Here is a 20,588-nt window from a genome sequence, read left to right on the forward strand (position 1 = left end):
AAGCGCCACCCGGGGCCGTCGCAAGGCGCACTAGTATAACGCAGTTGTCAAGAAATTAACGAGGGAGGGTCGAGCTTAGTGATCGTCCCAGGCGTGGGAGAGGGCGTGACGGACCTGATCGAAGTCGAATCCGCGCCCGGCCAGGAAGCGCTCGCGTCGGGCACGTTCGCGGGGCTCGCTGCCCGGGTCGTCGAAGCGTTTGGCGAGGGTATCGCAAGCGAGAGCGAACCAGTCGACCCCATCCGTGTGCTGGGCATCGTCAAGCGCCGCGCGGATCATCTCGCGGTCGATGCCGCGATTGCCCAGCTCGGCGCGAATCTTGATCGGCCCTTGACCGCGCGCGATGCGCGAGCGCACGAAGGTTTCGGCGAAACGCGTATCGGATTGCAGGCCATCCCTGGCCAGGGTATCCAGCGTCTCGCTGATGGTGGCGTCGGCATGCCCCTTGGTAGCCAGTCGCGCTTGCAGCTCGGCGCGCGAATACTCGCGCCGGGCCAGTAAGCTAATGGCATCGTCACGTGGCGTGCTGTCATTCGTGGCAAGACCGGTCATGGCTTACAGCAGGCCATCCTCGCTGTCTTGCGTCGCCGCTTCTGGTTCGGCTTCCTGCTCCTTGGGCTCCGGTGGGCTCAGTAGCTGGGCACGGATATTGGTCTCGATCTCGTCCATGACCGCCGGGTTGTCCTCGAGGAACTGGGCGGCGTTGGCCTTGCCCTGGCCGATCTTGTTGCCCTGGTAGCTGTACCAGGCGCCGGCCTTGTCGACCAGCTTGCACTGCACGCCCAGGTCGATGACCTCGCCGGCATGGTAGATGCCCTTGCCGTAGAGAATCTGGAACTCGGCCTGGCGGAACGGTGGCGCGACCTTGTTCTTGACCACCTTGACACGAGTCTCGTTGCCGGTGACCTCGTCGCCCTGCTTGACCGAGCCGGTGCGGCGAATGTCCAGACGCACGCTGGAATAGAACTTGAGCGCGTTACCGCCGGTGGTGGTCTCGGGGCTACCGAACATCACGCCGATCTTCATGCGGATCTGGTTGATGAACACCACCATGCAATTGGCGTTCTTGATGTTACCGGTGATCTTGCGCAGCGCCTGGGACATCAGGCGTGCCTGCAGGCCGACGTGGGAGTCGCCCATTTCGCCTTCGATCTCGGCGCGCGGAGTCAGTGCCGCCACCGAGTCGATGACGATCACGTCGACACCGCCGGAACGCACCAGCATGTCGCAGATCTCCAGCGCCTGCTCGCCGGTATCCGGCTGCGAGACCAGCAGGTCGTCGAGATTGACGCCGAGTTTCTCGGCGTAGCTGGGGTCCAGCGCGTGTTCGGCGTCGATGAACGCACAGGTCTTGCCCTGCTTCTGCGCCTGGGCAATGACCGACAGCGTCAGCGTGGTCTTGCCCGAGGATTCCGGGCCGAATATCTCGGTCACCCGGCCCAGCGGCAGACCACCGATACCCAAGGCGATATCCAACCCCAGCGAGCCGGTCGATACCGACGGCATGGTGACGCGTGGTGTATCGCCCAGACGCATCACGGTGCCCTTGCCGAACTGGCGCTCGATCTGCGAGAGCGCCGCACTGAGCGCTTTGGAACGGTTATCGTCCTGTGCCATGAACGTCTCCTGATAAGCACGTGAAAGTTGGCGCGATACCCAGGTGGGCTCGCCTGGCCAGCAGCGGCTGGCGCTACTCGACTATTACCCGCATGACCCGATTACTGTATGGCTGCACAGTATTATGGCGAAAAAATCGCCGCTCGCCTACACCCTCTGGCGTTAAATGATCGCCACCCGCGCCGAGCCGGCATCAGTCACGATTTTCGAGCCGACGAATCAGCCCTTCAAGCGCCATGCGCACCGCCTGGTCGCGTATCGCCTGGCGGTCGCCATCGAAGTGATAGCGTTCGGCCCGCTGCTGCGTCGCATCGCCCCAGGCCAACCACACGGTGCCCACCGGCTTGTCGGCGCTGCCGCCACCGGGGCCCGCCACGCCACTGATCGCCACGCCCAGATCGGCGCCGCTGTCAGCGCAGGCACCCGCCACCATCGCTTCGACCGTCTCGCGACTGACCGCGCCCTGGGTTTCCAGGACTGCCTCGGGCACGCCCAACAGCCGCGTCTTGGCGGCGTTGGCGTAGGTCACATAGCCGGTTTCGAAATAGGCCGAACTACCGGCGACGGCGGTGATCGCGCTGGCCACGCCACCACCGGTACAGGACTCGGCGGCGGTGACGAACACACCCCGCGTCACACAGACCTGCCCGAGACGTCGGCTCAGGGCGAGAGTATCGAGAGTTTCCAATCCAGCACTGGCCAAGATGACGCTCCGAGTGGCGCGATGGCAGCGAATGCCATCGCTTGATCGATGAGGCGACAGCTTAGCAGACACGACCGACAACGAGTCAGTGCGACAATCACTCCGGGTCGGCTTGCGAATGGAATTTTTCGAGCACTTGCCGGCAGCCCGGCCCGACGTTTTCTCCCGTGCCCGGCTCGATCCAGGGCAGAATCGCCAATGGTGGCGCCAGCAGTGCGCCGATCGCCGACAGCACACCACGGATCACCAGTTCCGAGGACGTCACGTCGACCCGCAGGTCGTCCAGTGGGCCCGTCAAGCTAACCGGAGAGTCCGAGGCCAGGAAACTGAAATCCTTGGGGTGGGCCTCGAAAGCCAGCGTCAGGGTCTCTTCATCTAGGTCGATGACACCGCCACCGGTGAAGTTGGAATCCTCTGTGCTCATGAAGAACTGCTCGAGCGTCGCCAGGCCGCCGTCGGCCTTGAAATGGCTATAGGCGCAGGCGATCGGCACCGAATCCGAAGAGTCGACCAAGGCGGCCACCAGCGCCTCGCCGACATCCAAGCCCAAGGCCTCCACGGCAATTACATCCAACTGCCCGCCGGACATGGCCAGTTCCAGCTCGCCGCCCAGACTCGCCATGGCCTCGTCCAGCGAATCGCCATGAAAACGCATCTGCCCTTGCCCACCGATCACCCCAGCCGAATCCGCGGCCACCTCGGACAGCTCGGCGTCGCGCAGCAGCGCCTTGAGATTGACCTGCTTGAGCGATATATCCAGGCTCCCGCGCAGCGTCGTCCCACTGGCGTCGAGCCTGATTCGCGACTGCGCCACGCCACCACCGATACCCACGCTGAGCGGCTCGAGTGTCAGCACACCGTCATCCATCTCCAGTTCAAGGCGCACATCGTTGAGCGGTAAGTCGGGAGCGCTGACGCTATCGGCGCGGTAGCGCACGATGGCATCCATCGTGCGCAGCCCCTGCAAATCCCACGGCTGGTCGGGGAACACGCCAGACTGGCTTGCCTGCTGCCTGGCGCGTTGCTGCTGAGCGGGTGACGCCACGTCCCCGCTTTGCGTATCGGGAGCAGCGCCCACCAGCGGCAGGAAATCGTCCAGGTCGAGTCGCTCGGAACCTAGCGTCGCCCACAGCATGGGGCGCGCTCCCATATGGATTTGCACATCGCCATTCACGTCGCTGTTGCCGAAACGCCCGCGCAGGCCAAGCAGACGCACCAGCTCGTCTTCGACGTGTAGCTCGCCCTGGATTCGATAAGGCGGCAATGCCGGCAGGTTCAGCCCGGTCAGCTCGTTCAGTCGTGCGGGGTTGGGGCCCGACAGCCGGAAATCTCCATCCACCGCTGCTATTTCCAGCGGTTGGCTGATGGTGCCATTCACATACAGGGCGCTATCCCTCGAGGTGATCTCGCCCCGTACCGGATAAGGTTTTTCGGGGTCATCCAGATCCAGCAAGGGCCCCACGACGAGATCGAAGGCGAAGGGCTCACCACGATGCGAGCCATTGCCTTGCAGGTGCACGCCGGGAACCGCTGCGCCGGCGATATCCGCCGTTTCGGCACCAACGCTCAAGGCCAGTTCCTGCGCAGGTGCCCGGTAGTCGAGTTGCGTATCGTCAAGGGCCAGGATGCCTTCGGCGAAGCCAACATGCAGCCGACCGCCCAGCGTACCCAGTTCCCCATACCCCAGCGGCGCCAGCGCCTCGCCAATATCCACCTGCGTCAATTGCGCATCGATGTCGCCGCGCAGCGTGCTCGGGCGCACTTCCAGCCAACCTTCGGCCGTCAGTTCCCCTTCGCCTTGTGCGACATGCAGGCGCTGCAAGTTCAGGCGATTGTCCTGCAACCGCCCAACCAGCGCCACGTCACGCAACACGACGTCAGCATAGCTCAGGCGTCCCACCGACAGATCCAGTTTCGCCTCGTAACGCCGCAGTGGCGCCAGTTGCTCGGCCCAACGCCGATCCCAGGTAATTTCCTCGACGGTCTGCTCGACTTCCTGTTCGACCTCCTTGCGCTCGTCCGCCCTGTCGAGATTGATGATGCCCCAGCGGTCGATATCCAAGCGGTCGGCACTCAGTTGAGCCTCGATTCGCGGTGTCTCCCCCAGCGCCACGTTCACCGAGCCCGTCAGCCGATTTTCCTTGCCTGTCGGCTCCCAATAGGTGACGACGGCACTATCCACGCGAACCCGATCGAGATCGATGCCGGTTCCGCCGCCGCCCGTATCCTTGTCACCGCCCATCAGCCCGGCCCAGTTGGCAGCACCGGTCTCGTTTCGCGCCAGGTGTACGACCGGGTGGCCAAGATACAATCTATCGAGCGCGACCTTGCCCTGCAGCAGCGCGCCGGGCTCGATCGTCAACTCCAGCAGCGCCAGTTGCAGCATCCGCTCGTGCCGTGCCCAGCCGGGATTGGCGACACCGATGTCTTCCAGGCGAACCGTCAGCGGCCAGCCCCAATCGATATCCAGCGTCCCGATCTCGACTGCCCGACCGTTCAGGCGTTGACTAGCCTGATTTTCCAGCAGGCTCTTTGCCCATGGTGATTCCAGCAGCAGCGCGATCGCCACCAGCAGAAACGCCACCCCGCCGAGCGCGAACAACACCAGCCGGAGCGTCTTTGGCACATCGTCTCCTCGATTCCCGAGCCTGCCGCTCGCGTCGAATGTCGTGACCCTTTCTAGGAGAATAGCCGACCCGCCCGCGAATACCGGCAGGAGACCGAACGCCAAGATCAACGCGTTCTAAACAGCCCGGCCAGAGCGCGACGGGCCAGGAGGACACTAAGAGACGTTCGATGCGATGCCCTACGCCGCTATCGTCCTACTAGATCGACTCATAGGGCAGCCCCACGTAGTTCTCGGCAATGGTCGCCAGACCCGCCGGGGAGCCGGTGATGTAATCGAGTTCGGCCTGGCGGATGCGCCGCTCGAAGGCCTCGGCCTCGGGGAAATGGTGCAGGTGGGTGGTCATCCACCAGGAGAAGCGCTCGGCCTTCCAGATCCGCCGCAGGCAGATCTCGGAGTAGCGCGCGATCAGGTCGTCGCGGCCCTCGCGATAGACCTTGAGCAGCATGCGATAGAGCGTATTGACGTCGCTGGCGGCCAGGTTGAGCCCCTTGGCCCCGGTCGGCGGCACGATGTGCGCGGCGTCGCCGACCAGGAACAGCCGGCCGTACTGCATCGGCTCGACGACGAAGCTGCGCAGCGGGGCGATGCTCTTCTCGATCGAGGCCCCGGTGATGAGCTGCGCGGCGACGTCGTCGGGCAGGCGCGCCTTGAGCTCATCCCAGAAGCGTGCGTCCGACCACTCCTCGACTTTCTCATCGGCGCCCACTTGCACGTAGTAGCGGCTGCGCGTCGCCGAGCGCATGCTGCACAGCGCGAAGCCGCGCGCGTGACTGGCGTAGATCAACTCGTCGGCGACCGGCGGGGTGTCGCAGAGAATGCCCAGCCAGCCGAACGGGTAGACGCGCTCGAAGGTCTGGATGCGATCCGCGGGGATCGTCCGCCGCGACACGCCGTGATAGCCGTCGCAGCCGGCCACGTAGTCGCAGTCAAGGCGCTGGGTCTCGCCATTCTTGACGAAGGTGACGTAGGGGCGCTCGGTGTCGAGATCGTGCGGCTGGACGTCATCGGCCTCGTAGATCGTCGTCGCCCCGGCCGCCTCGCGCGAGCGCATCAGGTCGCGGGTGACCTCGGTCTGGCCGTAGATCATCACCGTCTTGCCGCCGGTGAGCCCCTTGAGGTCGACGCGCACGCGGCGGTTGTCGAAGGCCAGCTCGAAGCCATCGTGGCGAATGCCCTCGCGCTCCATGCGCTCTTCCACCCCGGCCTCGCGCAGCAGGTCGACCATGCCCTGCTCCAGCACCCCGGCGCGAATGCGGCCGAGCACATACTCGCCGGAACGCCGCTCGAGAATCACGTTGTCGATGCCCTGACGCTGCAGCAGTTGCCCCAGCAGCAGGCCGGAGGGGCCAGCGCCGATGATCGCCACTTGTGTCTTCATGATGCGTGCCTCGCTGCTCGTGCCTGCGGCGTCGCGTCGCGACGGCACCGATCGATGACTTGTATTTTTCATCGATAGCCGGGCACGATTAAGGCAATATCGTCACGAAGTCTTGGATATTCGCAAGATACGCCCACGACTTTGGTCGACGATCCTCGTCAGCCATTAGGACGACGCCCTCATGAACGACCTGCAACGCGGCTCCGTGCCGGTGTTCAAGCTCTACGGCGAGACACGCCACTGGCCGACACCGGACCTGCTGCACTGCGAATCGATCGCCGAGCGCAGCCGCCTGCACGACTGGCACATCAAGGCGCACCGTCATGCCGACCTGGTGCACCTGCTGCACATCCGCGAGGGTCAGGTGGAACTGCAACTGGAGGGGGCCGAGCGCCGGCTCGAGGGACCGCTGCTGATCGTGGTGCCGGCCATGGCGATTCACGGCTTTCGCTTCTCGCGCGACATCGACGGTCACATCATCAGCCTGGCCCAGCCGCTGGCCACGCAGTTGATCGAGCAGTTGGAGCGCCAGGGCGAGGTCCTCGACCGGGCCGCCCACTACCCGCTGGCAGGGCAGGACGAGGCGGCGACCATCGCCTCGCTGGTCGTGCAGATCGACAAGGAGTACCGCCAACCGGCCGAGGGCCGCGATCCGCTGCTGCACGCCCTGATCCAGGCGCTGAGTGTGCAGGTCGCGCGCCGCGCCGAGCGACGCCGGCCGATCCTCGCCCGGCGCCACGACAAGGGTCAGGCGCACCTGCAGCGCTTCCAGGCGCTGATCGACGCCCACTACGCCGAGCAGCCGACCATCGAAACGCTGGCCGCGCAGCTCGGCATGACCAGCGCGCACCTCAACACCCTGTGCCGGCGCCTGGCCGGGCGCAGCGCCCTACAGCTACTCCACGAGCGGCTGCTGCTCGAGGCCAAGCGCCAGCTGACCTACACCAACATGACCATCAGCCAGGTCGCCGATACCCTAGGCTTCTCCGAACCTGCCTACTTCACGCGCTTCTTCAAGCGTCACACGGGGTTCTCACCCAAGGCATTTCGGCTACGGCAGTGACGTCTCCACAAAAAACCGCTGCCATTCGGGCAGCGGTTCTCCGTGCTCGGCGCAATGCTCAAAAATCGAAGAACACCGTCTCGCCCTCGCCCTGCAGGCGGATATCCAGGCGATAACGTACCCGACCGCCCTCGCCCTCTTCGCGCCGGGCGATCAGCGTCTGGCGCCGCGCCGGCGATTCCACCGCGTTGAGGATCGGGCAAGCGGCGTTGGCATCATGCTCGTCGTCGAAATAGAGCCGCGTGTTGAGCTGAATGTTGATGCCGCGGGCGAACACCGCCAGGTTGATGTGCGGTGCCATGGGCTTGCCGTTGGGCGCCTCGACCCGGCCCGGCTTGACGGTGATCAGCGACCACTCTCCGCCGGTCTCGACGGTGGTGGCGGTGCGCCCGAAGCTGTTGAACAGCTTCTCGAGGTCGAAATCGCACTGATACTCGCCGTGGGCGTCGGCCTGCCAGGCCTCGATGAAGGCGTCGCGCACCAGGTCGCCGTTGCCGTCGATCACGCTGCCGACCACCTCGATGAGCTCGCCGTCGGCCTCCGTCGTGGCCATGCGGTTCCAGATCTCTTCCTGGCGCGGCGGCAGCCCGGCGACGTCCAGCGCCAGGCCGATGTGCACGTAGGGGCCGGCGGTCTGCGAGGCGGTCTCGCGCAGCGGCAGCTCGCTGGTCGGTGTTGAATTCGGCTGTTTCATGGGCGTTCCCCGGTCTCAAACGTTCTCGAAGTAGGTCTGCAGTTCGCCGCGCACCACCAGGTCGAAGCGGTAGGCCAGGCAATCCATGGGGCGGCTGTGGCCCATGTCGAGGCGGCCGATCATGGTCTCGACGGCTTCCTGGCTGTTGAGGGTCTGCACGATCGGGCAGATCGGGATCAGTGGATCGCCCTCGAAGTACATCTGGGTGATCAGGCGCGTGGAGATCGACGGCCCCATCACCGAGACATGGATGTGCGCCGGGCGCCAGGTGTTGATACCGTTGGGCCAGGGATAGGGGCCGGGCCTGACGGTGCGGAAGCGATACCAGCCCTCGTTGTCGGTCAGGCAGCGCCCCACGCCGCCGAAGTTGGGATCGAGCGGGGCCAGGTAGCTGTCCTTATTGTGGCGATAGCGACCGCCGGCGTTGGCCTGCCACATCTCGACCAGCGTCTGCGGCACCGGCTTGCCGAACTGATCGACCACGCGGCCGAACATGATGATGCGCTCGCCGATCGGCAGGCCGTTCTGGCCTTGGTTTTCGCGCCCAGGATTCTCGCGATAATTGAGCAGCAGGTCATTGTCGTGGGGTCCCATACGCAGGTTCGTGAACTCGGGGCCGCTGAGCTCGGAGACACTCGGCGCCTGCAGGCTGACCAATGCCTGGCTCGGCGAGCGCGCCACCGCGGTCTTGTAGCCAGGGGTATAGGCGGCGGGGTGCCAGGTACGGTCGCGCTCGACGAAGCGCTTGTTGTGGTTCAGGGGCATGGCGGGCTCCATCCGTTAGACGGTGTGTTCGGGCCATTGTCGCCGACGCGGCGCGCCTGCCAAGTGAAAAGTCGCCACCCAGGCATAACCGCTGGGTTATGTCAGTGACTCCCGTTCACTTGCCAGGCTGCGCAGCTGCGCGCACAGCCGCTCGGCGGCGGGCGACAGCGCCCGGGTGGCGTTGACGCACAGCCCCACCGAGCCGCCGTGGGCCTCGAGATCGACCGTCAGGCGCACCAGTGATCCCTCGTCCAGGTCGCCGCGCACCGCATCCAGCGGCGCGACCCACAGCGCCGAGGTGCGCTGCACGTAGCGCCGGCTCAGCGCCAGTGACAGGGTTTCCAGGGTGATCGGCGGTGGTGGCCCGCCCTGCTCGACCCAGAAGCGCTCGACCTGCTCGCGCAGCGTGGTCGGCGCCGGCGGCACCACCCACGGGTACTGGCCGAGCGCCTCGGCATCGAGCGGGGTCCGCGCCGCCAGGGGATGGCCGGCGCGCGCCACCAGCACCAGCGGCTCGTGATAGAGGTGCTCGAAGCTTAGTCCGCGGATCTCGCGCGCCTCGCTCATGCGACCCACCACCAGATCGAGCTCGCCCAGGCTCAGTTGCGAGAGCAGATAGGCGCTGGGCCCGGTCAGCACCTGCAGGCGGATCTCCTGCGACTCGGCATGCAGCCGCTCGAGCGCCTGGGGCAGCAGGCCCTCCTCCACCGTCGACAGCGCCCCCAGGCGCACCAGCGCCGCGCCCGTGGCGGGCTGGCGTACCGCCGCCAGGCCTTCCTGCAGGGCATTGAGCGCCGGCCCGGCGTGGCGCATCAGCGCTAGCCCGGCGGGGGTCAGCGTCACCCCGCGCGGCCCACGTTCGAACAGCGCCGCCGCCACCGCCTCCTCCAGCTCGCGGATGGTCTTGGACATCGCCGGCTGGGTCACCGCCAAGCTGTCGGCCGCCCGCGCGAAGCTCTGGCGCTTGGCGACTTCGAGAAAGGCCTGCAGATGGCGCAGCTTGATGCGTGAGTCGAGCATGGGAATCCGTCCGAGTCGCTAGACCGTCAGCAGAAATGTCGACAGCACCGGGAACAGCACCAGCAGCGTCAACCGCACCAGGTCCGAGGCGATGAACGGCGCCACGCCCTTGAATATCTCGCCCAGCCCGACGTGCGGCGCCATCGCCTTGATCACGAACACGTTCATGCCCACCGGTGGCGTGATCAGCCCGAGCTCCACGGTGAGCACGGTGACGATGCCGAACCACACCGGATCGATGCCCAGCGCCTGGATGATCGGGAACACCACCGGCACGGTGATCACCAGCATGGCGATGGAGTCCATGAACATGCCGAGCACGAAATAGAGTAGCAGGATGCCCAGCAGCACCATCATCGGCGACAGCTCCAGCCCGTAGAGCGCGTCGCTGATCGAGAACGAGATGCGCGACACCGAGATGAAGTAGCCCAGCGTCTCGGCACCCACCAGCATGAAGAACACCACCGTCGACAGCGCCAGGGTTTCCTGCACCGAGGTCCACAGCCCGCGTGCGCGCATGCCCTTGGCCAGGGCGTAGATCAGCGTGGCGAACGCACCCACGCTGGCGCCCTCGGTGGGCGTGAACAGGCCGAAGTAGATGCCCAGGATGATGATCAGGAACACGCCGAAGAACGGCACCAGCCCGGCCAGCGAGCGCAGCTTCTCGGACCACGCGGTGGGCTCGCCGGGCACCGCCAGTTCGGGCTTCACGCGCATCATCAGCGTGACCGTCAAGGCGTAGAACAGCAGCCCCATGAGCCCGGGAACGATGCCGGCGATGAACATGTCGCCCACCGACTGCTCGGTGAGGATGGCGTAGATCAACAGCGCGATGCTGGGTGGGATCATGATCCCCAGCGTGCCGCCGGCGGCCAGTGCGCCTGTGGCCAGGCCACGGTTGTAGCCGTGACGCTCCATCTCCGGCAGCGCCACCCGGGTCATGGTGCTGGCGGTGGCCAGCGACGAGCCGGAGATCGCCGAGAAGATGCCGCACGAGCCCACCGCGGCGATCGCCAGGCCGCCCTTCCAGCCGCCGCACAGCGTGCGCGTGGAGTTGAACAGCTTGCCGGCCATGCCCGAGTGTGCCGCCAGCACGCCCATCAGGATGAACATCGGGATGGCGCTGAAGCTGTAGTTCGTCAGCACCTCGATGGGCACCGACTTGAGCATCGAGATCGCAGCGTCCCAGGAGATGATGCGCGAGAAGCCAACCACACCGACGATCAGCATGCACAGTGCCACCGGCACACGCAGGATCATCAGCACCAGCAGCCCACCCAGGCCCAGTGCGCCGATCAGTTCGCTACTCATGGGTGGGCTCCACCGAGTGACCGAATATCCCGCTCAGCACGGCGTGCAGCAAACAGCGCACACCGAGCAGGGCACACAATCCCGACGCCACGTAATAAATGGGCGCCATCGGCAGGCGCAGGTCCTGGGTGATCTCACCGTGCGCGGCGGCGCTCAGCGCGGACTGCCACAAGCCCATGCAGAGCACCGCGCCGAGCGCCACGAAGCCCAACAGGTAGACTCCGGCGATGCGCGCCTTGAGGCTGTCGCCCAGGCCATGACTGAAGGCCTCGACCACCACCTGGCCCTTCTCGACATTGGCAGCCATCGCCGCCAGCAGCGAGAACAGCATCAGATAGCTGACCAGTTCGACGCTGCCCACCACGCTCCAGTCCAGCGCGCCGTCGCTCAGCCGAAACAGGTAGCGCAGCGCCACGTCGGCGATGGTCACCGAAAGCAGGGCGATCAGGGCGACGCCGGCGATGACGCGGCACACGATCTCCAGCCAGCGGCTCAGACGAATAAGTCCGTGCATGCCAGACGCCTCACTTACTGCGCGGGGCAGGACTGGCGCGCATCGAGCGCGGCATCGTAGACGTCACGCGCCTGCTCGAGGCCGCGGCTCTCCAACCGGTTCAGGTACATCTCGATACCGGTCTGGAGCGGCTTCTGCCAGTCGGGATCGTTGAGCGGGTCCTCGACCACGCGGATGGTGTCGCCATCCTCGATCGCCAACTGCTTGCCGGCCTCGTCGAGCGCGTTGAACACCACGCCCGCGTTCTCGGCCCACTGCATGCCCGAGTTGGCGTCGATCACCGCCTGCTGCCCGGGGGTCAGGCGCTGGTAGGCGTCCTGGCTCATGGTGGCGACGAAGATCAGCGTGTAGAACGGCACCTGGGTGTGGTAGTTGGCCAGTTCGTCGAGGCGGAACGTCTTCATGCCCTCCCACGGGAAACTCAGGCCGTCGATCACGCCGCGCTGCAGCGAGGTGTAGATGTCCGGCGCCGGCATGCCAACGGGTTGAGCGCCCATGTTCTCGAGGATGCTGCCGGCCACGGCGGTGGGGCGGCGGATGCGCAGCCCCTCCAGGTCGCTGGGCACCTGGACGTCGGTCTCCTTGGTGTGGATGTAACCCGGCCCGGTGGTGAACATGAACAGCACGTGGCTGTCCTCGTACTCCTGATCGATGTGTCCCGCGTCGTACAGCGTCTGCAGAATGCAGGCGCCCTGGCTCGCCGATTCGGCGACCCCCGGCAGCTCGACGATCTGCGACAGCGGGAAGCGCCCGGCGGTGTAGCCCTGGGCGGTGATGCCGATGTCGGCGATGCCGTTGACGGCGGCATCGTAGGTCTCGTCGGCCTGGCTCAGGGTCTGCGAGGGGAAGTTCTGCACGCGCAGCTCACCGCCCGACTGCTCCTCGACGGCATCGGCCCAGGCCTGGAAGATGTCCTGGTTGATCGCCGAGGCCGCGGGCCAGAAGTGCGACATGCGCAGCGTGGTCTCGGCGTGCGCGGCGGTGGCGGCGCCGGCCACGGAGAGGGCGAGCAGACAGCAGGTGAGCGTACGATTCATGGCGTTGGACCTTGTTGTCGTTGGCGGAAAAGGAGCGGGCCTTGGGGCCATACTCTCCCTTCTGCGGGATGCCGACCATTAGACGAACGTTAGTTCGCATAGCGGCCATCGCTCGTGCGCAGCGCGTCGGCCCGGCTGGCAAAATTGCATTTTCTGTTTTCGATAGGCCAAGCAACAAGGAAAAATCCCGGCAATGCTTGGACTTTCCCAAGATCGACCATCCACTTTGGTCTAACCTCGCGCGACCGGGCGGGGCCTTGAACGCAACGAGGCCGCGCCCCTCGGGACGCGGCCTCGTTGCACCGTGCTCGCCTGGGCGGTTACGCCAGACGCTCGCCCCAGCCGAGCTTCTTGGCCATGGCGAAGGCGTGATTGGCCGCCGGCACTCCAGCGTAGACCGCCACGTGCATCAATGCCTGGCGCAACTGCGCCTCACTGAGACCGATACGCTGGGCGGTCTTCAAGTGCAGCTCGAGTTCGCCGTCGCGACCCAGCGCCGCCAGCACGGCGATGGTGATCATGCTGCGCTCGGTCCGGCTCAGGTCGGTGCTGCCCCACAGCTCGCCCCAGGCCAGCCGGGTGATCATCTGCTGGAACGGCGCGTCCAGGCTGGTGGCGGCAGCGCTGGCGCGGGCGACGTGCTCCTCGCCGAGCACCTGCTTGCGGGTCTCGAGGCCTTCGCTGTAGCTCACGCCGCGCTCGCCGATCTCGCCCCGCGCGGTCCCGAGGTTGCGCAGCACACACTCGGCAACGGTCGCCGGACGCTCCACCGAGGGCGCGTGGCCGACGTCATCGAGGATCTCCAGCGGCGCGTCGGCGCACTCGGCGGCCAGCGCCTCCAGGGTCGCCGGCGGCGTGGCCACGTCCTCGCTGCCGCCGAGCAGGGCGATGCGAACGCCCGAGTCCCGGAGCTTGCCGCGGAAGTCGGCGCGCCCGAGCATCTCGCACAGCAGCGCGTAGCTCTCGCCGTCGCCGCGCGCCATCTGAGTTTTCCAGCCGGCTTCCAGTGCCGGCTGCGCCTTCAGCAGCGCGGGCGCGAACCAGCGCGGCACGATCTCGCCGGATAACGCCGCCAGGCCCTCCTCGCGCACGCGCCGGGCGCGGGTGTTCCAGTTCTCCGCGCTGCCGATCACCGCGCCGGTGTTGGTCAGGGTCGCCGATAGCAGGCGCTCGGGCGCCTGGATCAGCAACTGCTGGCCGATCGCGCCGCCGAGCGAGGTGCCGACGAAATGAAAGCGCGCGGCACCGGCATGCGCGGCCAGCGCCAGCGCCTCGTCGGCGAGCCGCTCGGGGGTGATCTTGCCCGCCACTAGCGGCCAGGCATCACTGGCGCCGTGGCCGGGCAGGTCCCAGGTCAGTACGCGATAGCGCCCCAGCAGCGCCGGCAGGATGTCGTCCCACACCGCCTGGGACATGCCCAGCGGATGCGCCAGCACCACCAGCGGCAGCGCCTCGCCACCCAGCAGGCGATAAGCGACGCTGCGACCATCAATTTCCAGAAATGACATATACCCTCCTTGTTCGCGCAGGCAGGTCAGCGCCTGGGCGGCGAACGCATCCTCTCAATTTCCCAATTTCCCAATTTCCCAATACTCATGTTCGCCAAGTGAACATAGATTTGCAATACGAACAACTTAATCAGGGTTGCGCCTGTCGTCAAACCGAAAAAACGCCGGAGCAGGTCCCCGGCGTTGTCGCTCAGCGTGTCAATTGCAGGTATTTACAGTCGCTACGCGTTATTTCAGCGCCTTCAGCACACGCTCCACCTGGGCCCGACTGCTACCAATATATAACTCGGGTTGGACGGCGGCACGCAGCGTCTCGGCGTCGATGCGGCCGGCGACCTCGCCATGCGCTAGCAATGCCTTGGCATACTCGCTCCCCTCGTGGCGGGCGGTTTCGGCCGCCTCGCGGGCGATACGCTTGGCCGTATCGCTACCCAGCGCCGGGGTCAGCACTCGTGCCGCCGGCTCGGCCATGATCGCGCCGCCGGTGATCGCCAGGTTGCGCCGCATGGCCTCGCGATGCACTTCCAGCCCCTCGAGCAGTGCGGCCAAACTCTCCAGCGCGCCCTCCAGCAACAGAGTGGCATCCACCAACGGTGCCCATTCGGCGTGCCATTCGCCAAGACCGCGCTCGAGCGGCTGCGCGGCGGCATGGGAGAGCAGGCCGGTCTGGCCGTGAATCTGGCGCGCGGCGGCGCGAATCCGCGCGCAGCCCACCGGATTACGCTTGTGCGGCATCGACGACGACTCGCCGACCCCGGCCTCGGCCGGCTCGCTGAGTTCGCCGATTTCGGTCTGGCACAGCAACGCGACGTCCAGGGCGATCTTCTCGGCCCCGGCGGCGACCGCGTCCAGCGCCCCACTCAGCGCCAGGATCGGCTGGCGGTCGGTGTGCCATGGCAGCAGCGGCGCATTCAGCCCCAGCCGCGTGGCCAGGCCGTCCATCAGCGTAAGGCCGTGTTCGCCCTGGCCCGAGTGCACGCCGACGGCGCCGCCGAACTGCACGTAGAGACCCTGCGCGACGACCTCCGCTAGGCGCCGCTCGGCCTGGTGCAAACCATGCAGCCAGTGGGCGAGCTTGGCGCCGAAGGTGATCGGCAGCGCCTGCTGCATCAGCGTGCGTCCGACCATCGGCGTGTCGCGGTGATCACGCATCAGCACGCAGCCCGCGACGCGGGCGCGCTCGAGCAGCGTCAGGCAGCGCGCCAGGCGCGGCTTGAGCAGCAGCATCAAGGCGCTGTCGAGGATGTCCTGGCTGGTGGCGCCCCAGTGGAAACAGGGCTTGAGTTCGTCGGGTAATGCCGCCTTGGCCTGCTTGACGAAGGGGATCGCCGCGTTGCCGCCCTTGAGCGCGCCGTCGGCCAGTGCGCGGCTGTCGAAGACCTCGTCGCCGAGATGGCGCGCCATGGCCTCGGCGCTACCCTGGGGCAGCAGGCCGAGGGCTTCCTGCTCGCTCGCCAGCGCCAGTTCGACTTCGCGCATGGCCGCGATCAGCGCCGTGTCCCGGGTCGCCGCCAGGCCCTCCGCGCTCATGAAGGGGTGGCGTAACAGCAGGTCATACATGGCGTTGTCTCCCTGGGCAGGTCTTCTAAAGTGTAATGCCGCACATGTGTTCGCTCAACGAACCCTATGCTAGAGTCATTGCGTGCATTCGAGCAACGCAACCATTGGGACGGCGCCGCCATGACGACGCAGATGAAGGAAGACATTCTCACGCCCGACGATCGGGACTTCGTGACCGCCCTCGCCAGCGGCCTGGAAGTGATCCTGGCCTTCGACAGCGACAACCCGCGCATGACGCTCAGCGAGGTCGCCGCCAGGACCGGCATGAACCGCGCCCGCGCGCGACGCTTCCTGCTCACGCTGCACGCGCTGGGCTATGTGCGCAAGCAGCATCGCCACTTCGAGCTGGCGCCCAAGGCGCTGCAGCTCGGCTACGCCTTCCTCTCGGCCAACAACTATCGCTCGGTGATCCAGCAGCACCTTGAGGACATCACCCAGCGCATCGGCGAATCCTCGTCGCTGGGCGTGCTCGACGGCAACGAAGTGATCTACGTGGCGCGCTCGGCGGCGCCGCATCGGTTGATGGCTATCACCCTGTCGATCGGTACGCGACTGCCCGCTGTCGCCACGTCCATGGGCCGCGTGCTGTTGGCGCAACTGCCCGAAGCCGAACTCGACGCGCTGCTTGCCACCACCACGCTCACCGCCTACACCGAGCACACCATCACCGACAAACGGGTACTGCGCGAACGCCTCGCCGAGGTGCGCCGCCAGGGTTATTGCATCGTCGACCAGGAACTCGACTCCGGCCTGCGCTCGCTGGCGGTGCCGACCTTCGACGCCAACGGCAAACTGCTCGGCGCGATCAACGTCAGCACCAACGCCGCGCGCATCGACTTGGCCACGCTGACCGACAAGTTCCTGCCGCTATTGCAAGAGAAAATCCGCCAGATCCGGACCCAGGTCAGTTGAGGCGATTTCTTCCAAGCGTAGACGACCTGACAGCCGCGCTCCGGCCTTCACCATGACGCGACCCAGGAGCTAGCGTGCTCGAGATTCTTGCCATCACCACCCCGATCTTCCTGCTGATCGGGATCGGCTATCTGGCCATGGCCGGTCGCATCGTCACCCACGAGCAGGTCCAGGGCGTGGGTAACTTCGTCATTTACTGCGCCCTGCCGGCCCTGGTGATACGCGCCCTGACCCAGAATCCTCTAGAGGAGGTATTCAATCCGCAATACCTGCTGGCCTATGGCGGGGGATCGCTATTGGTCTTTGCCGGCGGCCTGGCCTTCGCCCGCAAGCGGCGACACCAACCGCTTAGCGCCAGTGCCATTCAGGCATTGGGCATGTCGGCTTCCAACAGTGGCTTCATCGGCTATCCAGTGGCCGTCATGGTGCTCGGTTCGCCCGCCGCCGTATTCCTGGCGATGAACATGGTAATCGAGAACCTGTTGATCATCCCGCTGGCGCTGGCGCTGGCCGAGATGAGCAACCAGGCCGGCAACGGTCTGCGTGAAACACTGCGCCGGACTGCCGCCCGCTTGGCGCGCAACCCCATCCTGATCGGGCTGCTGGTGGGCGTGCTGCTCGCGGTGTCGGGACTCGATCTGCCGGGCCCATTGGCCAAGGCCGTCGACATGCTGGCCAATGCCGCCGGTCCGGCGGCGCTGTTCGTGATTGGCGGCACCCTCTACGGACTGCGGGTGCGTGGCATGGTCACGGACGTTACCCAGATCGCCATCGGCAAGCTGATGCTCCATCCGCTGGCGGTGTTCGGCATGTTTCTGCTGTTGCCGGAAAGGGATCCCCTTTTGCTCAGTGGCGCCCTGCTCTTCGCCTGCGCCCCGATGATCAGCGTCTACCCTTTGCTCGGCCAGCGCTACGGCATGCAAACGGTCGGTGCGGCGGCGCTGATGGTGGCCACGCTGAGCTCCTTCCTCTCCATCAGTCTGGCGATCTGGCTGATGAGCGGCAGCCGGCTCTTCGTGATGCCGTGATGGCTTTTGCGAATTTCTGCAGCTCAGACACTGACGCTACGCCAGCGCCATCGAAGCGACCTTGGGGTTATTTAGCCTGCCCGTGATGAGCGCAGAGACGTTCATCGTGACCACTTCCGGTTCTTCGGCCGATGGTCGTAATGGTGACCCGGCCAGGAAACCGTCAAATGTTTCAGGCTCCCCCGGCTTCTGCCGTGAATACGGTTAGAATGGCTTGGTGATATTCATGCTAGGAATCACAGGAGACTCAGTGAATATATGTGAGGCCCCCCTGACCCAGGCAAGCGCCTTCCCGGGCAACTTGCTGCGGCGCTGCCACCAGATCAGCGTGGCGATCTTCCTCAAGCAGTGCCAGGCGCTTGGATTGACGCAATTGCAGTACGTCATTCTCTCGGCGCTTGAGGAAAAGGGGACACTGGAGCAAAGCCGTATCGGCGGGCTGACGGCCCTCGACCGCAACACCACAGCCGTGGTGGTGAGGAAGCTGGAGGAGCGCGGGCTGGTAACCCGGCGCCGAAACGAGCGAGATCGTCGCTCGCTGTTGGTGAGCCTGACCGAGGAAGGGCGCGCCCTGCGGCGCCAGGCCGAGGCGGGCGCCGCCGCCACCCAGGAGGAGCTGACCATGCCACTCAGCGAGTCGGAACGCGCGATGCTGTGCACCCTGCTGCAGCGCATTGCCGACAAGAACAACGCGCTGAGCCGGGTCCCCCTGAGCCAGGGCGTGTGAGTCAGTCCGCGTCGAGCATGAAGCGAGCGAAGAACTCAGCCAGCTCATCGTGGGCATCGAGCGGCAGCACATGGGCGATGTGCTGATCCGGCCGCACGATGACCATGCCGCCTTTTTCCCGATCGATGCCACGCATGTCGAAGATGTCATTGCCGTTCTTCAGATCCGGGCAGAACACCTTCTCGTAGTCGTGCAGGCCATAGCGCCCCTTCCTGGGCCACAGCATGGCCGGGAAGGCATCGAGGGAGAGTTCACGGAAGCCCTGCTGGCAGATGACGCGCAGATCGATCACCAAATCGATATCCTCGCCCGACGGCGTATAGCGCCTGATAGGCGAGTCCGGCGACTCGCTGAGGAACTCGCACAGGGCGCCGATGCCCGAACCGGCGGCCGTGGGATCCTCCGCCCCCGAAAAGGCAAAGAGGCGCCAGCGGCCATCCGCCTTGACCGCATGGCCCAGGTGAACGGGCCTGGCATCGGCCAGCCGGATGACCGGCGCGGAGTGAAAGCGCTTGCCGATCTCCAGTCCCTGAGCGAGATGCTGATGGGTGGGTTCGGCGCAGATCAACGACGGGTAGTACTGGATCGCGGTCCCTGCCGTGAAACGCCCCTGCTGGACGAAGTACTTCTGGAACTCCGCCGGATCGATGCCGTTGCCCCTGTCTTCGGGCGAGCCCTTGGGTGGGGCGCTGAACATCTTGGCGAACTCCCGATCGAAGTCGATCAGTTCCTTGGCGACGGTCTGGCGTTCCGTGGTGTAGGTGTGCAGGATTTGCGGGGAGCAGCGCTCCTGGAGCACGGCGGCCAGCTTCCACCCCAGATTGAAGGTATCGCGCATCGAGACGTTCATGCCTTGGCCCGCTTTCGGGCTATGGGTGTGGCAGGCGTCGCCTGCGATGAATACATGGGGCAGGCGTTCGCCGACTGCCGCTGCCGGGACGTCGTCGAACTTGTCGCATAGGCGCTGGCCGATCTCGTACACCGACCACCAGGCGACCTCCTTCACGTCCAGGCTATAGGGATGCAGGATTCGCTGCGCCGCGGCAATCAGCTGGTCGGCGGTAATATTGTGGCTGGCGATCCGCTCGTCCGCCTTGAGCTTGTCCAGCTCGATATACAGCCGAACCAGATAGCCGCCCTCCCGTGGAATGATCAGGATGTTGCCCTCGTTGGCGGAGTGAATCGCCGCCTTCATGCGGATATCGGGGAAGTCCGTGACCGCCAGCACATCCATGACTCCCCAGGCCTGGTTGGCGGAATCGCCATGCAGGGAGCGGCCCAGGGATTTCCTGACCGCGCTGCGCGCCCCGTCACAGCCCACCACGTAGCGCGCACGCACGATTTCCAGCTCACCCGCATGGGCCGGGTCGGTGCGTTCGAGCCTCGCCGTCACTGGGTAGCCGCCAATGCTGGCGTTTGCCGATGCCGATTCAGCGACATCGATCGCGAGATCGACCAGCCGGCGCGAGTAGTTGGGTTCCAGCCGAGCGGGGGAATGGCGCATCACGTCCAGATAGAAATCATGGATCCGCGCCTGGTTGAGTACCACATGGGGGAATTCGGAGAGGCCATCCTCGGTGTCCTGGATGCGGCCGCTGCGCACGATGTTATGCCGGTTCGCCTCATCCGGCTTCCAGAATACCGTCTCGCTGATCCAGCAGGCCTCCTTGAGCACCCGCTCGCTGAAACCGAAGGCCTCGAACATCTCCATGGTGCGGCAGGCGATGCCATCCGCCTGACCGAGCCTCAGTGGGCCGTCCTTCTGTTCGACGATACGCGTTCGTATCCCCGGGAAGGCCGACAGCTGTGCCGCCAGGGTCAGGCCCGCCGGACCGCAGCCGACGATGAGGACATCGACTTCCTCGGGCAATCGATCGCTGTTGGCGAGCTCACCGGCAGGCTCGCAAATGGCTGGGTCACCTGTCCGGAATCCGTTGAGATGGAATTGCATAGGCTACCTTGTCCGAGTCGTTGGCGGTTGGGTCAGTCATATTCATCACTATTGTGACAATTTGCTCGCCGAACAATTAGACGTTTTGCCAAAGCTTGGCAGTCGGTGCGGTCGTCTAGGCCAGTTTTACCGGCCATGTATTAGTCATTCGGCGACGTGCCCGAAGCCAAC

The 20,588-nt window shown here is 65.6% G+C and carries 18 protein-coding genes; 4 read left to right on the forward strand and 14 right to left on the reverse strand.

Annotation, left to right across the window (positions count from 1 at the left end; all coding sequences use genetic code 11):
* Positions 1–75 precede the first annotated feature (75 nt).
* The 5 genes from BLR92_RS07835 to pobA all read right to left on the reverse strand — a co-directional run bounded on the left by BLR92_RS07835 (position 76) and on the right by pobA (position 6,327).
* Positions 76–552, reverse strand: coding sequence for a regulatory protein RecX (locus BLR92_RS07835; RefSeq protein WP_089727255.1), 477 nt, complete (start codon positions 550–552; stop codon positions 76–78).
* 3 nt (positions 553–555) lie between these two features.
* Positions 556–1,617 (reverse strand): recombinase RecA, encoded by a 1,062-nt coding sequence (recA, locus tag BLR92_RS07840; protein WP_089727257.1) that lies wholly within the window; start codon positions 1,615–1,617, stop codon positions 556–558.
* A 193-nt stretch (positions 1,618–1,810) separates the two neighbouring features.
* Positions 1,811–2,323 carry a CinA family protein gene (locus tag BLR92_RS07845; RefSeq protein WP_089727515.1) on the reverse strand — a complete coding sequence of 171 codons (513 nt, stop codon included), beginning with the start codon at positions 2,321–2,323 and terminating at the stop codon, positions 1,811–1,813.
* A gap of 94 nt (positions 2,324–2,417) precedes the next feature.
* A complete protein-coding gene (locus tag BLR92_RS07850; RefSeq protein WP_089727259.1) occupies positions 2,418–4,946 on the reverse strand; it encodes an AsmA family protein in 2,529 nt (842 codons plus the stop codon).
* Positions 4,947–5,145: 199 nt separating this feature from the next.
* Positions 5,146–6,327 carry a 4-hydroxybenzoate 3-monooxygenase gene (gene pobA, locus BLR92_RS07855; RefSeq protein ID WP_089727261.1) on the reverse strand — a complete coding sequence of 394 codons (1,182 nt, stop codon included), beginning with the start codon at positions 6,325–6,327 and terminating at the stop codon, positions 5,146–5,148.
* A gap of 181 nt (positions 6,328–6,508) precedes the next feature.
* On the opposite strand from pobA, the gene BLR92_RS07860 reads away from it, so the two are divergent.
* Positions 6,509–7,390: a helix-turn-helix domain-containing protein gene (locus BLR92_RS07860; RefSeq protein ID WP_089727263.1), complete on the forward strand. Its 882-nt coding sequence runs from the start codon at positions 6,509–6,511 to the stop codon at positions 7,388–7,390.
* Between the two features lie 58 nt (positions 7,391–7,448).
* Here the strand turns inward: BLR92_RS07860 and pcaG are convergent, their stop codons facing one another.
* From pcaG to BLR92_RS07900, 8 genes are all read right to left on the reverse strand, one after another.
* A complete protein-coding gene (gene pcaG / locus BLR92_RS07865) occupies positions 7,449–8,084 on the reverse strand; it encodes a protocatechuate 3,4-dioxygenase subunit alpha (RefSeq protein WP_089727265.1) in 636 nt (211 codons plus the stop codon).
* Positions 8,085–8,099: 15 nt separating this feature from the next.
* Positions 8,100–8,849, reverse strand: a complete 750-nt coding sequence (gene pcaH, locus BLR92_RS07870; RefSeq protein ID WP_089727267.1) for a protocatechuate 3,4-dioxygenase subunit beta — start codon at positions 8,847–8,849, stop codon at positions 8,100–8,102.
* A 96-nt stretch (positions 8,850–8,945) separates the two neighbouring features.
* Positions 8,946–9,869, reverse strand: a complete 924-nt coding sequence (gene pcaQ / locus BLR92_RS07875) for a pca operon transcription factor PcaQ (RefSeq protein ID WP_089727269.1) — start codon at positions 9,867–9,869, stop codon at positions 8,946–8,948.
* Between the two features lie 18 nt (positions 9,870–9,887).
* The gene (locus tag BLR92_RS07880) at positions 9,888–11,180 is read right to left on the reverse strand and encodes a TRAP transporter large permease (RefSeq protein ID WP_089727271.1); all 1,293 of its coding nucleotides are present in this window, start codon (positions 11,178–11,180) and stop codon (positions 9,888–9,890) included.
* Positions 11,173–11,694 (reverse strand): TRAP transporter small permease, encoded by a 522-nt coding sequence (locus BLR92_RS07885; protein WP_089727273.1) that lies wholly within the window; start codon positions 11,692–11,694, stop codon positions 11,173–11,175. Before BLR92_RS07885 ends, BLR92_RS07880 begins: the two co-directional genes overlap by 8 nt.
* A 14-nt stretch (positions 11,695–11,708) precedes the next feature.
* Positions 11,709–12,731: a TRAP transporter substrate-binding protein gene (locus BLR92_RS07890; RefSeq protein ID WP_089727275.1), complete on the reverse strand. Its 1,023-nt coding sequence runs from the start codon at positions 12,729–12,731 to the stop codon at positions 11,709–11,711.
* 320 nt (positions 12,732–13,051) lie between these two features.
* Complete coding sequence (pcaDC, locus tag BLR92_RS07895; RefSeq protein ID WP_089727277.1) at positions 13,052–14,239, reverse strand: bifunctional 3-oxoadipate enol-lactonase/4-carboxymuconolactone decarboxylase PcaDC; 1,188 nt, start codon at positions 14,237–14,239, stop codon at positions 13,052–13,054.
* A gap of 228 nt (positions 14,240–14,467) precedes the next feature.
* Positions 14,468–15,799: a class-II fumarase/aspartase family protein gene (locus tag BLR92_RS07900; RefSeq protein ID WP_089727280.1), complete on the reverse strand. Its 1,332-nt coding sequence runs from the start codon at positions 15,797–15,799 to the stop codon at positions 14,468–14,470.
* Positions 15,800–15,931: 132 nt separating this feature from the next.
* On the opposite strand from BLR92_RS07900, the gene BLR92_RS07905 reads away from it, so the two are divergent.
* The 3 genes from BLR92_RS07905 (at position 15,932) to BLR92_RS07915 (ending at position 18,466) form a co-directional block, all read left to right on the forward strand.
* Positions 15,932–16,711, forward strand: a complete 780-nt coding sequence (locus tag BLR92_RS07905; RefSeq protein WP_089727517.1) for an IclR family transcriptional regulator domain-containing protein — start codon at positions 15,932–15,934, stop codon at positions 16,709–16,711.
* A 74-nt stretch (positions 16,712–16,785) separates the two neighbouring features.
* Entirely contained in the window at positions 16,786–17,739 is a 954-nt protein-coding gene (locus tag BLR92_RS07910) for an AEC family transporter (RefSeq protein ID WP_089727282.1), read from the forward strand.
* Positions 17,740–17,989: 250 nt separating this feature from the next.
* Complete coding sequence (locus tag BLR92_RS07915) at positions 17,990–18,466, forward strand: MarR family winged helix-turn-helix transcriptional regulator (protein WP_245704139.1); 477 nt, start codon at positions 17,990–17,992, stop codon at positions 18,464–18,466.
* A 1-nt stretch (position 18,467) separates the two neighbouring features.
* On the opposite strand, the gene BLR92_RS07920 is transcribed toward BLR92_RS07915, so the two are convergent.
* Complete coding sequence (locus BLR92_RS07920; protein ID WP_089727286.1) at positions 18,468–20,417, reverse strand: FAD-binding monooxygenase; 1,950 nt, start codon at positions 20,415–20,417, stop codon at positions 18,468–18,470.
* Positions 20,418–20,588 lie beyond the last annotated feature (171 nt).

The sequence above is a fragment of the Modicisalibacter muralis genome, from assembly GCF_900102945.1.
Classification (GTDB): Bacteria; Pseudomonadota; Gammaproteobacteria; order Pseudomonadales; family Halomonadaceae; genus Modicisalibacter; species Modicisalibacter muralis.

What these genes read in the sequence shown, in the direction of transcription:
- BLR92_RS07835 (WP_089727255.1), bottom strand. Translation starts at nt 552, where the DNA reads ATGACCGGTCTTGCCACGAATGACAGCACGCCACGTGACGATGCCATT.
- recA (WP_089727257.1), bottom strand. Translation starts at nt 1,617, where the DNA reads ATGGCACAGGACGATAACCGTTCCAAAGCGCTCAGTGCGGCGCTCTCG.
- pobA (WP_089727261.1), bottom strand. Translation starts at nt 6,327, where the DNA reads ATGAAGACACAAGTGGCGATCATCGGCGCTGGCCCCTCCGGCCTGCTG.
- BLR92_RS07860 (WP_089727263.1), top strand. Translation starts at nt 6,509, where the DNA reads ATGAACGACCTGCAACGCGGCTCCGTGCCGGTGTTCAAGCTCTACGGC.
- pcaG (WP_089727265.1), bottom strand. Translation starts at nt 8,084, where the DNA reads ATGAAACAGCCGAATTCAACACCGACCAGCGAGCTGCCGCTGCGCGAG.
- pcaH (WP_089727267.1), bottom strand. Translation starts at nt 8,849, where the DNA reads ATGCCCCTGAACCACAACAAGCGCTTCGTCGAGCGCGACCGTACCTGG.
- pcaQ (WP_089727269.1), bottom strand. Translation starts at nt 9,869, where the DNA reads ATGCTCGACTCACGCATCAAGCTGCGCCATCTGCAGGCCTTTCTCGAA.
- BLR92_RS07880 (WP_089727271.1), bottom strand. Translation starts at nt 11,180, where the DNA reads ATGAGTAGCGAACTGATCGGCGCACTGGGCCTGGGTGGGCTGCTGGTG.
- BLR92_RS07885 (WP_089727273.1), bottom strand. Translation starts at nt 11,694, where the DNA reads ATGCACGGACTTATTCGTCTGAGCCGCTGGCTGGAGATCGTGTGCCGC.
- BLR92_RS07890 (WP_089727275.1), bottom strand. Translation starts at nt 12,731, where the DNA reads ATGAATCGTACGCTCACCTGCTGTCTGCTCGCCCTCTCCGTGGCCGGC.
- pcaDC (WP_089727277.1), bottom strand. Translation starts at nt 14,239, where the DNA reads ATGTCATTTCTGGAAATTGATGGTCGCAGCGTCGCTTATCGCCTGCTG.
- BLR92_RS07900 (WP_089727280.1), bottom strand. Translation starts at nt 15,799, where the DNA reads ATGTATGACCTGCTGTTACGCCACCCCTTCATGAGCGCGGAGGGCCTG.
- BLR92_RS07905 (WP_089727517.1), top strand. Translation starts at nt 15,932, where the DNA reads ATGAAGGAAGACATTCTCACGCCCGACGATCGGGACTTCGTGACCGCC.
- BLR92_RS07920 (WP_089727286.1), bottom strand. Translation starts at nt 20,417, where the DNA reads ATGCAATTCCATCTCAACGGATTCCGGACAGGTGACCCAGCCATTTGC.